This is a genomic window from Clostridioides sp. ES-S-0005-03, from assembly GCF_020658455.1.
GTDB lineage: Bacteria > Bacillota > Clostridia > Peptostreptococcales > Peptostreptococcaceae > Clostridioides.
Genome location: NZ_JACVWI010000002.1, coordinates 445,136 through 461,845, shown reverse-complemented (window position 1 = coordinate 461,845; position 16,710 = coordinate 445,136). Strand labels below are relative to the sequence as shown.

Below are 16,710 nucleotides of genomic sequence, written 5' to 3'. Positions count from 1 at the left end.
TTTATTATATACCAGTTGTAAATAATGGTAAATTACTTACTTTACCATTCTCTAGCATGAAATTAATTCCTATATCTTGCATTATAGCCAAAGCATCTAACATCTGCTTTCCACGAATAGGTGTAAGTGAATATTCAACTTTAAGTGGATATCCTTCATAGGTTTTTTTATCAACCAGACCAAATTCAATCAATTCTTTAAGTTGTTCAAGCAACATTTTTTGGTTGATTCCATTAATCTCTTTTTCTAGTTTTGATAGAGAAGTTGGACCTATACGTAATCTCCATAATATAATAGACTTCCATTTACCTTTTATCATATCATGTGTTAGTTCTAATGGACATGTATATTTTTCACGAAGCTTCAAGTATAGTCACCTCCAATTTATTTTGCCAAAATACGTTTTGAAGCAAGTTTATATACAAGTTCAACTTTTTTATTTGAAACATCCCATGAGTTTAATTCGTTTTTTACTAAATCTGGATGTTTTTTACTTATGTCTCTGAGAGCATTTCCAACAGATTTTCTTAAGTATTCACTGTCCTCATCTTTTAAACTAGAAAGCAATGATATAGCTACAGTGGGGTTGGTCTTAAAATAGTCTCGGATAGTCCAAACTCTAAGTCCTTCTGTTACAGCTCTCTTTATATTTGGGTTGTCAGAACTTAACCACTCTTTTATCACAGGAAGTGATTTATCATATCCAACTTCACTACAATAATAATCAAATGATTTAGCTAATATTTCTTGTACTCTCCAGTTTTCATCTTTACTCACATTGTTTTTTAAAAATAATAAGGCTTCAGAAATATCTATTGATATAAAGCCTAATATAAACACTGCTAATTCTCTTACTTGATAGTATTCTGATCTATATAAGTAAATTGATAGATAATAACACTTCTTTGAGTCATTATTTTTCACAATTTTTTTAGCAATATTTTCGATTTCTTTAAAACCATTTTCTATGGTAATAATTTTTGCAATTACTTCTTCCAAGTTTATCTCCTCCAATAAGTAGATTAGTTTAAATTTAATATATTATTTATAATAAAAAAATTTATTTAATTTATATAAAATAAAGACTTGTCAAAAAACGTTTGCAAGCCTTTAATATTAGAATAAATAAAAAACAATAAAAAATCAACCTAATTTAACATATAAATTTACTTTTATTATAAGTTTTATATTATAAAAAGTTATATTTAAAAAATTAATTGAGTTATATAAATTTAACTTAATTTGAGTATACTAATAGAATAAATTATTATATAGTAATACTTAGATGGAATGAATATTTTACCAATTCTATATGATGGTGTATAATTAGGTGATAAAGTAGCTGTAATAATGATATTTTAAGTAAATTACAATTGTGCTTATGATAACTTAAACTATTATTAGAGAATTATCATAACTTTTTTAAAGATTTATTAAGATAATTTCAATTAAATATAAAAAACATATAATAATTGATTTAACTTGAAACAATAATAAAAGAATATAAAAAACGGTGTGTGAAGATATATGAAAGGTAATATAGAAGATATACAAAGGGTAATATAATAGAAAACTAAAAAAATAATATAACAAGAAAGTAAAATAGGAGGAAAAAATGATACCAGGACTTAAAGAGAGTTTGTTAGGATTAATAAACGAAAGTGCATATAATCCTCTAAAAAAGGAAGAATTAGCAGAAATTTTTGATATACATTCATCAGAAATGCCAATGTTCTATAATTTTTTAGAAGAATTAGAGGAAGATGGATATATATGTTTTACTAAGAAAAATAAAATAGTATCATCAAATCAAATGGGATATTTTGTTGGTAAATTTACATCACATAAAAAAGGTTTTGGATTTGTAGAATCTGATGTTGAATACACACAAGATTTATTTATCTCAAGTGACAATATAAATGGAGCTATGCATAATGATAGAGTTATGGCAGAGATAGTTGTACCTGCAACTGAAGAAAAAAGAGCAGAAGGAAGAATCGTAAAAATTATAAAGAGAGAAATAACTAAAATAGTAGGTACTTTTCAATCAAGTAAAACTTTTGGATTTGTAACACCAGACAATAAGAAATTTACTAAGGATGTATATATACCTAAAAGATATTTTAGTGGTGCAGTAGATAATGATAAGGTAGTTTGTGAAATTACAGTATGGCCACAAGAAGATAGAAAACCAGAAGGAAAGATTATAGAAATACTGGGTCAAAAAGGTGAAAGAGGAGTAGAAATAGACTCTATAATAAGAGAACATGGTCTTCCAGAAGAATTTCCTAAAAAGGTATTGCAAGAAGCAGAAGCTGTTGCTGTTGAAATTCCAGAAGAAGAGGTAAAAAGAAGAAGAGATTTAAGAGATTTAAATATATTTACTATAGACGGAGATGACGCAAAAGATTTAGATGATGCTATATCAATAGAGGTATTATCTAATGGAAACTTTAAATTAGGGGTTCATATAGCTGATGTTACACATTATGTAAGAGAAAAAAATAAATTAGATAAAGAAGCTTTAAAAAGGGCTACATCTGTGTATTTAGTAGATAAAGTAATTCCAATGTTGCCAAAGACTCTTTCTAATGGAGTATGTAGTTTAAATCCATTTGAAGACAAATTAACTCTTTCTATATTTATGGAAATAGACCATAAGGGAAATGTAGTTAAGCATGAAATATGTGAATCTATAATAAATTCAAAGGCTAGAATGACTTATACAGAAGTATCCGATATATTAGAAAAAGATGATGAAAAGCTTAAAAAGACTTTTGAACATGTTGTAGATGATTTTAAAAATTCTGAAATTTTGGCTAGAATTCTTATGTCAAGAAGAGAAAAAAGAGGGGCTATAGACTTTAACTTCCCAGAAGCAAAGATAATTCTAAATGGAAATGGAGAAGTTGCAGATATAAAACCATATGAAAGAAGAATTTCTAATAAAATAATAGAAGAGTTTATGCTTATAAGTAATGAAACAATTGCTGAACATTTTTATTGGATGGGTATACCATTTGTGTATAGAATACATGAAACACCATCTTTAGAAAAAATGGAAGAATTGAGTAAATTTATATCTACATTTGGATATACGATAAAAGGTGATAAAGAAGAAGTACATCCAAAGGCATTACAAGGAATAATAGAGAAGATAAAAGGCAAAACAGAAGAGGGAGCAATCAGTACCATAATGCTTCGTTCTTTAAAACAGGCTAAGTATTCACCAGAATGTAGTGGACATTTTGGGTTAGCTGCTAAATTCTATTGTCACTTTACTTCACCAATAAGAAGATATCCTGACCTTCAAATTCATAGAATAATAAAAGAGTCTTTAAATAATAAGATAAATGGAAAGAGACAAGAGCAACTTACTACTATAGTAGATTATGCATCTGTTCAATCATCTGAAAAAGAGAGAAAAGCAGAATTGGCTGAAAGAGATGTACATGACTTCTATAAGGCTCTTTATATGAAGGATAAAGTTGGTCAAGAGTTTGAAGGTGTTGTATCTAGTGTAACTTCATTTGGAATATTTGTTGAGCTAGATAATACTATAGAAGGATTGATAAGACTTGCAAATATGAATGATGACTATTATATCTATGATGAAAGTTCTTATAGTGTGTTAGGTGAGAGAACCAAGAAGTCATATAAAATAGGTGACCTTGTTAAGATAAAAGTTGAAGGTGTAAATGTAGACTTTAAAGAAATTGACTTTGAGATAGTTGAAAAGATTGAAGAATAAACAAAATATAAAGAATAAGGTTTAATATTTGAAAATAAGAGTAAACAGGAAAAAATTAATATCTTAAAATAGGAAAATACAGAAATATTTAAAAGTAGACATGAAAATTTGTAGTGTTTATGGTATGACTAAATGTAGAATATTTGATAAAAAGTAGATGTTTAGACCATATTTAGCATTTAGCAAAAATATATATTAAAAAAATAGATTTTTATAGGAAATAAGTGTATCATTTAGAAATTGAGATACACTTATTTTTTATTTTATATAATTTTGACACGATAACACATGTATTTTACTAAAAAGATAGAACTAATTTATGCAATATTAGTGCATGTGTGTGCGTAATAAAATTCTTTGGTTCAACATCAGAAATATTACCTCATGTATACTTTGATTTTTAAGATGTAATGACATTTTTTTTAGTGAATTTTCTTGTCAATACCTTTTGTTATGAGTTAAAATTATAAAAATACTACTTAGGAGGTAAGTAATTATGGGCATGATAGGAAGTTACTTTAGAATAAGTGAAGAAAATATTTTGAAATTACAACAATCAACAGATAACTTAGAGGATTTTATGTTTGAAGATGTGCAGGAAGATAGCAGTATTAATATTGATAAAGCATGGCATGCAATTCAGTTTACTCTAACTGGTTGTCCTTTTGGTGGAGATGATGCTAATATTTTTAGTAAATTAGTGTTGAGTGGAAACACATTTATGGAAATTGAAGGAGAATTTTATCCTATGCTGATTACACCCGATGATGTAAAAAAACTATCAGAGGCAATGAACAATTTGGAAGAACAAGAATTTAGAAAAAAATTTAGTGTCAGTGAAATGCTAGAAAATGAAATTTATCCTGTTATGGATGATGAAGATGAGGATGAATTTTTTGAATATGTATGGGCTAATTTAATCGAACTTAAAAAATTTATGCAAGTAGCTTCTAATGAGGGACAAGCTGTAATATTTTGTATAATGTAATGATTATTATAAAGCTATTTATCATAAGATTGTAAGTTTTATAAAGTTGTTTACTATAAAGTTGTAAATTTTAATAAAGTTAGATATGAGTAAATGATGCCTTTATAAACGTACATATTGAAACAGCAGTAGAATGTAATCCAATTATAGTAATTTTAAAAGAACTTTTTAAATAGTAATATTATTTTTAGACACTTCAATTATTTTTAAATCACTATAGTACAGAAGTCATTAGTATATAAGCGTATTTATTTTATTTATTAAGAGAAATTAGAATCTTTAGAAAAAATTTAGAAATTTCTAAATAATATCTTAAGTTTTAGAATTTATTATGGAAATATAATAAAAAATTAATAAAAATAAAATACTATAAAATGATTTATGGGGGTGTACTTATATATGGAAATGAAAATATCAGTGTCTAATCTCAGTAAGAGGTTTGGTTCAAAATTGGCTCTTGAAAATGTAAACATTGAAATTGATAGTGGAATGTTTGGACTTTTGGGAAGAAATGGAGCAGGAAAAACAACATTTATGCGAATTCTAGCTACTTTATTGTCAAAAACTGATGGCTCAATAGATATGTGTGGAATTCCTATAGAAAAAACGAAAGAAATTAGAGATATGGTTGGTTACCTTCCTCAAGATTTTTCAATGTATCCAAATATGACAGTGTATGAAGCAATGGATTATCTAGCTGTTTTATCAAATATACCATCAGGAAAAAGAAGAAAAATTATCAATAAGTTATTAAGTAAAGTAAATTTAACTAATCATCAAAGAGTAAAAGTAAAATCTTTGTCTGGAGGTATGAATAGAAGACTTGGAATTGCCCAAGCGCTGATTCACAATCCTAAAGTTTTAATCGTAGATGAACCAACGGCAGGACTTGACCCAGAAGAGCGTATACGATTTAGAAATTTATTATGTGAGATTGCCAATGATAGAATAGTTATATTATCAACACATATTGTAGGAGACATAGAAGCAACCTGTGAAAATATAGCTATATTAGATAATGGAAAAGTTATATATAATGGAACAACTGAGGCATTAACAAAACTTGCTTATGGAAAAGTATATAGTGTTGAAGTAGATAAAAAGGACATAGAAAATATAAAAAATAGATTTGTAGTTATAGGTATGTTGACTCAAGGTGGAAAAGCTACACTTAGAATCATATCAGAAGAAAAACCTTTTGAAACAGCAGTAGAATGTAATCCAACTATCGAAGATGGCTATATGCTTATGATGGGAGGAAATAAGATATGAATCTATTTATAAAAGAGTGTAAAAACATATTAAAAAGTACAGTCTATTATGTTTTTATTGTAGTATTAGTAGTTTTCTATATTTCACAACTTGGAAGCTCAGTTTCAGAAGATGTAAGCAAAAATATTCCTAATGAAGGGAATCCATTAGTTGCTCCTCAAAGAGTAGAAAACATTGATGAATACTACTTAAAACACAATCAATATCCATATGGTCAAAAAGAATCTTTGAAGTCTGATAAAGTAATTCCAAGTGCAACTATAAGTTTAATTAGAGAATATCAAGAAAATTCATATACAACATATCCAATGGGAATTATTAAGCATATAAAATTAAATGAAAGCAAAACTCAAACTATAGAGAAGTATATTGAGGAGATAACTGGTAACAGTATTGACAAAGTAAACTCAATTTGGGAAAGTGGAGAAAATATAGAAATAAATTCTTCTAAATTATCATTTGAAAGATTTGAAGAAATAATGCAAAGCGTAGATGAAATTTTAGGTGGTGGGTCTGCATATGCCATTGATAAATTACAAAGATTTGGTATAGTTCCAATTACTTATGAAGAAGCTATGCAAAATTATAACTATACAATTCAAAAAGATAAAGTAACTAATGGTTATGCAAGAATTTTTTGTGACTATATTGGTATAATTTTAAGTATATTTCCAGTATTTGTAGCAGTTTTTATGTCAATGAAAGATAGACGTTCAAGAATGAGCGAAATTGTCTATTCAAAACAAGTATCAACATCTAAAATAATTTTATCAAGATATTTTGCTCTTGTATTTATGATGATGTTGCCAGTTTTAATTTTAGGTATAAAAGAATTACTTCCTTTAATTTCATTTGCTAAAGATGAAGGAATTTCTGTTGATAATTTAGCATTTATAAAATATACACTGTGGTGGTTATTGCCAACTCTTATGATAGTTACAGCTGTAGGAGTGAGTCTGACTGTTTTAACAGACACACCAGTAGCAATTATTGTTCAATTAATTTGGTGGTTTTACAGTATAAACTCTATAGGTCTTGAAGGAGATTATCCATCAATGGGACTAATGATAAGACATAATAATGTACTAAATGGAACTATTATAGCAGAAAACTTTAATACTATTATGAGTAATAGACTTTTAATAGGATTGGGAGCATTAATAATTGTCTTGATAACTACATTTTTATATGAACAAAAAAGAAGGGGGAATCTTAATGTTGGTTCAAAGTTTTCAAAATTATTTAGTTTTAATAAAAGAAAACTTCAAATTAAGCACTCTAATTAATCTAATATGTTCAATTGGTATGTTATGTTTGATTCCATTTATACAAGGGGTAGCAAATTTAGATAGTGTTTCAGCAGCTATATGTCTTGAAAACTATGTTATAATAGTAGGAATAATAATGATAGTTCCTATATTTTACTTAGAACAATCAAAGGAAATTGATGAGATAGTATCATCAAAATCAGTATCTCAAGTAGTTATACAATTAATAAGAATAATAATGTCAATTATAAGTATGCTTGTGTTAATTGCTGGATTTGTACTGATGTTAAAACATCTTGGAGGCAATTTTCCTATATTTAAATATATTGTGGGGAGTTTTGCATCAGCTATGTTTATAGGAAGTTTAGGTATGTTATTTTCTAATTTATTTAACAATACTATTATAGGATATATGTTATCTATAGGATATTTAATTTTAAATATGATGACTAAAGATAAGTATGTTGGAAATTTCTTTATAATGTCTATGAGTCGAGGTAGCTTTGATGAAAAGTATTGGTTGATATGTGGAAGTATTGTGCTTATAGTTGTATCTCTTTTGATAAAGCCAATAAAGAGAAAGATTGGTTAGTTAGATTAAAATTGTTTATTGTAGGTAAATTAAATAGATTAATAATAGGCATTTTTAGGTTAATAATCAGAACTATAATAAAAGTTATTAGATTTATAATACATGCTATCAATAATTTTATTTAATTGGATTTATTGATAATTGAATGATTTAACGCAGATAAGATTTGAATTAGAGCATCAGATAAAAAGAATATATTTTTAAATATGAATTTATATTTATAAAAGAGGCTATTAGTAGATTTGAGGCTGTAAGTAGATTTGTGTAGAAACAAATTTACCTACAGCTTTTTTATATTTACACTGATGTCTTTATATTATAAAATATATCTATTTACTAAATTTTATCTAAAGATGTCAAAAGTATATTTTATATTAACTTTACATGAATGGTTTTATAAAATTTTCATAAAATTTCTATTTTTGCTTAGAAACCTTATTATTCATATTATCATTAGTAGGCATGGCTCCAAAGCTTAGTTTTTCGTACATTACTTGAGTAGGAGCTAACCAAACTGTACCATTTCCAGTAAATGTATTTAAGAAACCTTCACCATTTAAAGCAGAACCAATTAAAGATTTATCTGACTTTGTAACAGAAAAATTAACTCCAGATGTTCTGGCTATTGCAAAGTTACCATCTACTTTTAATTCTTCTCCATTGCTCAATTCATATTCTACAATTTCACTTTGAGGCACAACACATTCTAGAACAACTACACCAGTACCACTTAACTCTATTTGGAAGAAACCTTCACCGCCAAGTAAAGCAGAAGAGAAGTTCTTTTGCGTAAATGCCTTTATTTCTATAGTGTCAGAGCAACAATAGAATAGACCTTTATCGACGATTATAGAATCATTATCAAGGCTCATAAATAAATAATGTCTAAAAGAAGGCTCTAAGTAAACTTCGCCAGTACCCTTATATGTAGGTTTCATCATTGACTCATTAGTAAGTGCTCCTGATATTCCTTTTTTGAAAAGACCTCCAACACCACCAATTTTAGTTTCAGAAGATATCTTTCCTTTATAATAGTACAGTGCACCAGCTTCTGTTTTTATTGATGAATTATTTAATTTTATCTTAATTTGTCTAGCCTTCAAGCCAGCTTCTCTAGCAAAATATAATCCCATTGCCATCATTGGGCTAGAAGCACCTTCAAGTTTTTCAAATTCTAATATTTCAAATTCACTTCTACCATCTGATGTATTTTCTAAAATTTTTACTTTTTTGCTTAAATCCATACAAATTTCTCCCTACTATATTAAAATTTATCTCTAAAATATTATAAGATATAACTATATATTACATTTTTTTTGAAAAATTAGCTACTTTATCATCAAAGTTTTACATAGATATTAAGAAATTTTAAGAATATTTATAATTGAAGTATATTGTTTGAGTACGTATTTTGAGTAGTATTTATAATTTGTGGGTATTATATTTTATGGGAGTGTTAAAATTATTTAAAAGTGAAAAGTGAAAAGTGAAAAGTGAAAAGTGAAAAGTGAAAAGTGAAAAGTGAAAAGTGAAAAGTGAAAAGTGAAAAGTGAAAAGTGAAAAGTGAAAAGTGAAAAGTTAGAAGTAGGTATTAGAGTATTAAAATTTTTGTTTTGAGTTTGATAGATTATTTTTAGTAATTTATTTTGACTTTGCATTAAATAGAGTAGATGCAATTTCTTACAATATGTTGTTATATTATTTAATATATCTTGCTTAATTAGTTTAATGTATGAGTTGTCATATTGACTAAAGTACTTGAATATGTTATCATACAGGGTAGTCAAAAGATTTGTAGATATAAAATAATTAGTAAATTTTTAGTATATATTAAAGAAATTTCTAGCAAAGAAGGTGAGATTTATATGGCTGGTAAAAAAATATTAGCAACAAACAAAAGAGCAAGACATGAATATTTTATAGAGGAAACCTATGAGTGTGGAATTGAATTAAAAGGAACAGAAGTAAAATCAATAAGACAGGGTAAAGTCAACCTAAGTGATGGATTTGCATCTGTAGATAACAGTGAAGTATTTTTAAAACAAGTTCATATAAGTCCATATGAGCAAGGAAATATATTTAATGTTGACCCTCTAAGAGTGAGAAAGTTATTGCTTCACAAGCATGAGATAAGAAAACTTATTGGAGCAACTACTATAAAGGGGTATTCACTTATACCACTTAGTTTATATTTAAAAAATGGTAAAGTTAAAGTAGAGATTGCTTTAGCAAAAGGTAAGAAGTTATATGACAAGCGTCAAGATATGGCTAAGAAAGATGCCCAAAGACGTATAGAAAGAGAAATGACAGGGAAATATTAAACTAGTTAAAAATGTATTTTTTAGAATAAAATTCTTTATTATCTAGAACATAACATTGATTTTTATTCTTAAAAGTATTATATTATATATACATTAAAAATTTAATAAGAATGGTGATAAAGTTTGCGAAGAGTCTAATGGACTATAAACTACTCAAGGGGGCGTAAAGGTTTCGACGTGGGTTTGGAACTTGAGGCTGCGTGTCGTGTTACTCTGGGTCACGTAAAAACTGGGGAACTTTAAAATAAACGCAGACGATAATTTCGCGATAGCAGCCTAGTTGCTGCTCGTCCCTCTTAGCCCTCCTGCCGGCTAAGACTGGACGTCATTATGCAGGGAACTACTTTGAGGGTGTCTCGACTTAGGGTAGATTAATTGGGACTGGCTAAGCATAGAGCCTGCCACTTGGCGTTATGTAAGGTGAGATATTAGTAAAGTTGGCTACACATGTAGATGCAGCGAGGAAAAGATTTGCGGACAGGGGTTCGACTCCCCTCGTCTCCACCAATTTTTAAAAAAGAATGATGAAATACTTGAAAATACTAGTCTTTATTGACTGGTATTTTTTATTTTGGTGATGAAATCCACCAACCGTACCCCAACTACAGAAAAAGAGATTTTTTTGGGGTATATTGGGGTGCATTTAGGGTGTATAAAAAGCCTTTATTTATTATGATATTAGGTAACATAGAATTTTAATATCTACTTTATGATATAATATTTTTATAAATGTAAAATAGTTTAAGTTGTTAATTAATAAAAATATATATTATATAAGTTTGATAGGAGTTGAGGTTTGTAATGGATGAAAGAAAACTAGAATTTTCTATTTTTTGCATTGAAGCTTTAGCAGAAAAATTGGATATAGATTCAGAAGGAGTTTATAAACTTCTTAAACATGATACTGATATTTTAGATAACTATATAATACCTTGCTATGAAGCACTACATTCTCAAAGTAAAAGTTATATAGTGCAAGATTTAATACAAGTGCTTAAAGAAAAGGGCGTGATGTAATGATTGTATATCATGGTTCATACTGTGTGGTAAAAACGCCTAATATTATCTTCTCAAGAGATTCTTTAGATTTTGGAAAAGGATTCTATTTAACTAGTATAAAAACACAGGCACTTAACTGGACAGAACGTTTTAAGAAAAGGGGTAAAAAAGCATATTTAAATAGCTATTCTCTAGATATTGATAAATTAAAAGAAAACTGCAAGGTAAAAATCTTCAATAGTTATAATTTAGAATGGCTTGATTTTATATTAGAATGTAGAAACATGAGTGATGTATATATGAAATATGATGTTATAATAGGTGGCATTGCTGATGATAAGATTTACAATACAATAGAACTGTATCAAGATAATCTTATTGAAAAAGATGGAGCTTTAAAAAGATTAAAATACTATAAACCAAATGAACAAATATGTATAACTAATCAAAATGTAATAGATAAATATTTAAAGTTTAGATGTGAAGAGGAGGTATAGTGCTTATGGAAGCAAATAAAATATTATTACAAATACTATATAAAAAAATCATATTAGAATTTTCCAAACAGACAGGAAAAAGCTTGGAAGAAAGTATGGATTATTTATATACTTCTGAAACATATAAACTTATAAGTGAGGGTGTATCAGATATGCACTGTAAGGGTCATATATACTTGGCTCAAGAATTAATGCTAGAAAATGGATTAATGTATCATAAAGGCTATCCAAGATAAATAGTTAAAACTAGATACGAATTAAGGATACAAGATAATATGAAATTAATTTGTATCCTTATTTTGATTTTGTAATTAACTATATGAAATCATAGTAGTTTTATGGATTTAATTTTTACAATGAAAATATTTTATCCAACTTTTCTACAGCTTCAACTTTCTTATCTTCCATAACTTGAGTATATATATTTAAAGTTATTGATATATCATAATGACCCATTAAAACTTGTACAGTCTTAGGAGGAACATCTTTCTCAAAAAGTCTAGTTGCATAAATTTTTCTAAGACCATGAAACTTTATAGGCTCTATATATCTGTAAATAGAGAGGTTAAATTATTTAAGACTCAAGGTAGAGATAATGGTGAAATTATTGATATAAAAATTAATGGACTATGTGGTACAAATGAATTAAATCTATACATTGAAGTTAAATGTTGCTGGAATAAATCACTAGAATCAGATTTAGAAGAAGAGTTAGCTAAGAGATATGTGCTCAAAAGATATTGTAATTATGGGATTTATGTAATAGGGTGGTTTGGGTGTAAACAATGGATTTTAGATAGTGACACCAGAAAACCACTAAAGTATAATTTAGAAGAAGCTAAGAAGAAATTTAATGATAAGTTCATGTTACATTATATAAAAATAATAAACTGTGGATATTATTTTTGTGATTCACATCCATTGATTTTAAAAAATTAGTGATAAAATACTTGGGAATGATAGTTTCTATTAACTAGTATCTTTTATTTTAGGAATAAAATACTAAATTGTACTATAATTATAGAATTTTTTAAAATTGCTAATGAGAAATATAGAAAAGTAAAATAATAAAAAATATTGAATAAAAGCTAAGTAAATATATTAAGTGGATAGGGATTATATGTAGAATAGTATATTTTTAAAGAAATAAAATATCTAATTTTAACAAGGAGGGGTGATTTTATGAAAAGAAATAAAAGTATAAATAATAAAATATTACTGAAGAATACTATAATGAAAATTGGAGCATTTACTGGTTGGATTATAGGTATTGCTTCAGCATTATTTAATAACCTGCTATCTAATTATAAAATGGAGATAGTTATAGGATCTTTAATTTCATTTCTTATATATTATTTATATAGTTGGAATAAAGCAAGTAGACTAAAATCGATAAGCTTGAATATTAATGATTCTAAAATAGAGATTCTTGAAGGTGATATCTTTGGTGTTAATAATGAATTACGAGAAGATAGAATATTAAAAGTTATAACTTTTAATGAGTATTTTGATACACAAGTTGATGATAAAATAATTTCAAGAGAGTCTTTAAATGGAAAATTTATAAATAACATACTTAATGGTGATACAAATGAATTAGATTATACAATAGAAAATGATACATACTTAAAGAGAAATAGAAGAGAAATTAACCAAAGTAGAAAATCTGAGAAAAAACAAAAGTATAAGATAGGTACTGTTTTAGAATACAAAGAAAAGTATCTATTAACAGCTTTTAGTAGATTTAATGATGAGAATAAAGCAGAAATAACACTATCAGAATATATAGAATTTTTAGTTGGTTTTTGGAGTGAGTTGGATCGAGTGTATGCTTCTAGGATAATTGAAATACCTTTATTAGGTTCAGGGATTATAAGATTTAGTAATATTGGAAATAGAATTTCAAATCAAGAACTTTTAGAGCATATGCTTTGGTCTCTTAAAATAAGTAGAGTTAAATTCAACTATCCATCTAAAATAAAAATTATATTGAACTGTGAATCTTTAAATGAAATAGATTTATTTAGAATAAATGAGATATATAAGAATGATTATTTAAGATATTAAAATAAAAAAAGTTATATTTTGTTTTAATAAAAATAATAAATTTGAGAAGTATTGTGGTTATAAGCTGAAAAGTAGATATCTTAAAATTAAATTGATTGGAAAATTACTATAGAAAGGATAGATATATACATGGCATTTAAATTTTTAAATGATAAGATAAAAGTATTTATTAGTTCAAAATGTGGGTCGTATAATGAAGACTATGAGATTATACGAATTGGACTAAAAAATTTGCTTGAGGAAACTGGATTTATTCATACATATGTATTTGAAGAAACTACACCTTCTTCTATGAATATACAGGAAGAATACCTAAATAGACTTGAAGATAGCGATATAATACTATTTCTTATAGATAATGAAAGATATAATTGTTCTGATGGAGTCATGAGAGAGTGGAAGCATGCTACAACTTTACAGAAAAAGTCAATATATTTATTTTATAATGATAATGCTAAAGATATAACTAATATACAAAAAGAACTTCAAAAACCCAATTCTAATAAATGGATGACTATAACAAATAAAAAAGATTTTTTAGAAGAGGGATATAAAGCTATTATAGAAGACATAATTAGAATTTATAGAGAATATTGCAAGAATAGGATGATAGACAGAAATTCTCATAAGGAATATAATAACGATAATATTGTTGAAAACAATAATTTATTTTTTAACAAAATAAATAAAGTGGAAATAAATGAGAATATGATTAATGATTTTACTATAATTAGTGAGTATTTCAAATCTAAAAATACCTTTCATGAGAAAGAAGAAGAATCTATTGAAAATATTAGTGATATAGAAAAAAGATTTTTATATTTTATAAAATTATTATTATGTGAAGTAGATTATGATGAAAGTTCCATTGATAATTTAATAAAATTAGTATCTAAATCACATGTTAATATTATTAAAAGCATAGTAGAAAAGAGATGGTATAGCATAAAATGCTGCTATAATGATGATGTTGATAAGGCTATTGAATATTTAAATAAAGCTTATGATGAAGCATTAAATAACAAGATAGATATGTGGATTATTAATGATATTTTAATAGATAAAAGACATTTGGAAAATTATATTCATAATAACAGAAGTAATGTATATTTATTTGAAAGTGAAACTCAAAAAATATTAAATGATAAACCTGACATATTATATTATCCTGTATTAGATAGAATATCAAAGAATATATACAATAAGCTGCTAAAAGTTATTAATGAGAATAATATGGATGGACCATATACAGTTAGATTTGGTATTGAACTAAATGGGATATTAGAAGAATTGAGTAAATATTATACACTTTCAGTATACTATGGTTCTTATATACATATAAATATAGTTATAAAATTATTAAAAGATATATTTTATAACTTTTATAATATTTATAAAAGTAGTTTTTTTGGATTTGAGGCTTTAAGATATAGTATTTTATGTTCTGATTTAAAAACAGTTAAAGACATATGTAACAGGCATTCAGATATAATTTCAACATGTAGTTTAAATAAAATAAATGATTTATATAGCATCTCAAATAGAATTTCTCTTACATATCAAAGAAAAAGAGTTAAATTGAATATATTTAGCTGTTTAGGTTATTATCTCGAAGAAAATTATTATATTAAAGTAGAAGAAGAGATTTTTACTATATTTGATGAATGGCTATATTCTGAAAGAACTGTTAATGATTTAGATAATATAATTTTTGAAGCAATAAAAAATAATATATCTCGTATAAATATTAACAAAACTATAGTGTTTTTAATTAGGACAATTAAAAATAAGAAATATGTTTATTTAGATAAGATACTTGAAATATTAAAATTAATAAACTTCAACAATGTAGAAGAATATAATTTTAAAGAAATAATAGATATTATAAGTACTATTGTAAAAAATAAAAATATGAACGTAAATTATGAGTATTTAAAACTATTAATTATAATATTAAGAAAATCAGATTTAGGATATAGTGAGACTCTAGATAATTTAGTTGAAAATAATTTTAGTGATTTCAATACAGTTTATAAATTAAATATATTTAATAGAGAGGAAGATTCCTATAATGAAATACTTAAATGTATAGAAGAAATTAAAGCTCGAAATTTAAAGCAAGAAAGTGGTATATATGTTGGATATGGATATAATCCTCAAGATATAATCAAAAATATAATTAAAGATTCAGATATGCTTTTATGTCATTATGATTTGATAAATCCAATAGCAACAGTATGTAGAGATTGTTTAATGAATGAAAGACAAGTCATACATGAAAAAATAAGTACAATACATTTATTAATATACTTAATGTATATTAGCAAGAATAAAAATTTGCATTTCGATTGGAAGAAATATTATAATGGCTTATCTGAGGTAAAAGTACAAAAGGGTTTTTGTGAGGGTTTTTTCAATAAAGAGAGTGAGCTTACACTTTTTGCAAATTATATATTTTATAAAATTATTAATCTAGATATTAATAAAAATGAAATTATGAATTTATTAGGGTATTACAATAATGATAATGTGTATGAAAATATTAAGATATTGGAAGTTATAAACATTTTTATTCAAAATAGTTATATAGGAAATATACCTGAAGATATTTACATTATACTAATTCAATTTGTATCAAGATATATAAATGATAATAACTATGAAGTAAGATCTGAAGTAATTGATACTTTTTTTGCTTTTTTTAATAAATACAATGATGAGTTAAGTTTAAGTTTTATTAATCAAATGGGTAATGATACTGATTATAGGATCAAACTGATTATAATAAGTAATATAAAAAGACAGGAAGAAAATGCATTCCAGTATAGAGATATTCTTGAAAAATATAAATTAGATAATCACTATATAGTAAGATGTAGGGCAAAAAAATTATTAGAGTGTAATATTTATAACTAAACTTATGCTTAGTATATAAATATTTTTGAATTATGAATG

Annotated in this window: 16 protein-coding genes and 1 other RNA gene; 13 read left to right on the top strand and 4 right to left on the bottom strand. The window is 25.9% G+C overall.

What is annotated here, in order from left to right; genetic code table 11:
* Positions 1-4 precede the first annotated feature (4 nt).
* A complete protein-coding gene (locus tag IC218_RS11180) occupies positions 5-367 on the bottom strand; it encodes a winged helix-turn-helix transcriptional regulator (RefSeq protein ID WP_227481914.1) in 363 nt (120 codons plus the stop codon).
* A 17-nt stretch (positions 368-384) separates the two neighbouring features.
* Positions 385-999, bottom strand: coding sequence for a DNA alkylation repair protein (locus IC218_RS11175; protein ID WP_227481915.1), 615 nt, complete (start codon positions 997-999; stop codon positions 385-387).
* Between the two features lie 616 nt (positions 1,000-1,615).
* Here IC218_RS11175 and rnr point away from each other — a divergent pair.
* The 5 genes from rnr to IC218_RS11150 all read left to right on the top strand — a co-directional run bounded on the left by rnr (position 1,616) and on the right by IC218_RS11150 (position 7,871).
* Positions 1,616-3,751, top strand: coding sequence for a ribonuclease R (gene rnr, locus IC218_RS11170; protein WP_227433786.1), 2,136 nt, complete (start codon positions 1,616-1,618; stop codon positions 3,749-3,751).
* A gap of 496 nt (positions 3,752-4,247) precedes the next feature.
* Entirely contained in the window at positions 4,248-4,739 is a 492-nt protein-coding gene (locus IC218_RS11165; RefSeq protein ID WP_227481916.1) for a YfbM family protein, read from the top strand.
* Positions 4,740-5,138: 399 nt separating this feature from the next.
* Entirely contained in the window at positions 5,139-6,011 is an 873-nt protein-coding gene (locus tag IC218_RS11160) for an ABC transporter ATP-binding protein (RefSeq protein ID WP_227433788.1), read from the top strand.
* The gene (locus tag IC218_RS11155) at positions 6,008-7,297 is read left to right on the top strand and encodes an ABC transporter permease (RefSeq protein WP_227824438.1); all 1,290 of its coding nucleotides are present in this window, start codon (positions 6,008-6,010) and stop codon (positions 7,295-7,297) included. The genes IC218_RS11160 and IC218_RS11155 overlap by 4 nt, the downstream gene beginning before the upstream one ends.
* Positions 7,227-7,871, top strand: a complete 645-nt coding sequence (locus tag IC218_RS11150) for an ABC transporter permease (RefSeq protein WP_227824437.1) — start codon at positions 7,227-7,229, stop codon at positions 7,869-7,871. The genes IC218_RS11155 and IC218_RS11150 overlap by 71 nt, the downstream gene beginning before the upstream one ends.
* A gap of 416 nt (positions 7,872-8,287) precedes the next feature.
* Here the strand turns inward: IC218_RS11150 and IC218_RS11145 are convergent, their stop codons facing one another.
* Complete coding sequence (locus tag IC218_RS11145) at positions 8,288-9,115, bottom strand: AIM24 family protein (RefSeq protein WP_227824436.1); 828 nt, start codon at positions 9,113-9,115, stop codon at positions 8,288-8,290.
* Between the two features lie 621 nt (positions 9,116-9,736).
* Here IC218_RS11145 and smpB point away from each other — a divergent pair.
* The 5 genes from smpB (at position 9,737) to IC218_RS11120 (ending at position 11,924) form a co-directional block, all read left to right on the top strand.
* Positions 9,737-10,192 (top strand): SsrA-binding protein SmpB, encoded by a 456-nt coding sequence (gene smpB / locus IC218_RS11140; RefSeq protein WP_054275121.1) that lies wholly within the window; start codon positions 9,737-9,739, stop codon positions 10,190-10,192.
* A gap of 157 nt (positions 10,193-10,349) precedes the next feature.
* Positions 10,350-10,699, top strand: a transfer-messenger RNA (tmRNA) gene (gene ssrA, locus IC218_RS11135).
* 294 nt (positions 10,700-10,993) lie between these two features.
* Entirely contained in the window at positions 10,994-11,209 is a 216-nt protein-coding gene (locus tag IC218_RS11130; RefSeq protein WP_227450928.1) for a DUF3791 domain-containing protein, read from the top strand.
* The gene (locus IC218_RS11125; RefSeq protein WP_227824435.1) at positions 11,209-11,688 is read left to right on the top strand and encodes a DUF3990 domain-containing protein; all 480 of its coding nucleotides are present in this window, start codon (positions 11,209-11,211) and stop codon (positions 11,686-11,688) included. The genes IC218_RS11130 and IC218_RS11125 overlap by 1 nt, the downstream gene beginning before the upstream one ends.
* 5 nt (positions 11,689-11,693) lie before the next feature.
* On the top strand, positions 11,694-11,924 hold the full coding sequence (locus tag IC218_RS11120) for a hypothetical protein (protein ID WP_021397360.1): 231 nt from the start codon (positions 11,694-11,696) through the stop codon (positions 11,922-11,924).
* Positions 11,925-12,039: 115 nt separating this feature from the next.
* Here the strand turns inward: IC218_RS11120 and IC218_RS11115 are convergent, their stop codons facing one another.
* Positions 12,040-12,201: a tyrosine-type recombinase/integrase gene (locus IC218_RS11115; RefSeq protein WP_413926942.1), complete on the bottom strand. Its 162-nt coding sequence runs from the start codon at positions 12,199-12,201 to the stop codon at positions 12,040-12,042.
* 12 nt (positions 12,202-12,213) lie between these two features.
* Between IC218_RS11115 and IC218_RS11110 the strand changes: the two genes are divergently transcribed.
* The 3 genes from IC218_RS11110 to IC218_RS11100 all read left to right on the top strand — a co-directional run bounded on the left by IC218_RS11110 (position 12,214) and on the right by IC218_RS11100 (position 16,671).
* Positions 12,214-12,627, top strand: a complete 414-nt coding sequence (locus IC218_RS11110) for a hypothetical protein (RefSeq protein ID WP_227824434.1) — start codon at positions 12,214-12,216, stop codon at positions 12,625-12,627.
* Positions 12,628-12,870: 243 nt separating this feature from the next.
* Positions 12,871-13,755 (top strand): macro domain-containing protein, encoded by an 885-nt coding sequence (locus IC218_RS11105; protein ID WP_227824433.1) that lies wholly within the window; start codon positions 12,871-12,873, stop codon positions 13,753-13,755.
* A 129-nt stretch (positions 13,756-13,884) separates the two neighbouring features.
* On the top strand, positions 13,885-16,671 hold the full coding sequence (locus tag IC218_RS11100) for a hypothetical protein (protein ID WP_227824432.1): 2,787 nt from the start codon (positions 13,885-13,887) through the stop codon (positions 16,669-16,671).
* The last annotated feature ends 39 nt before the right edge of the window (positions 16,672-16,710 follow it).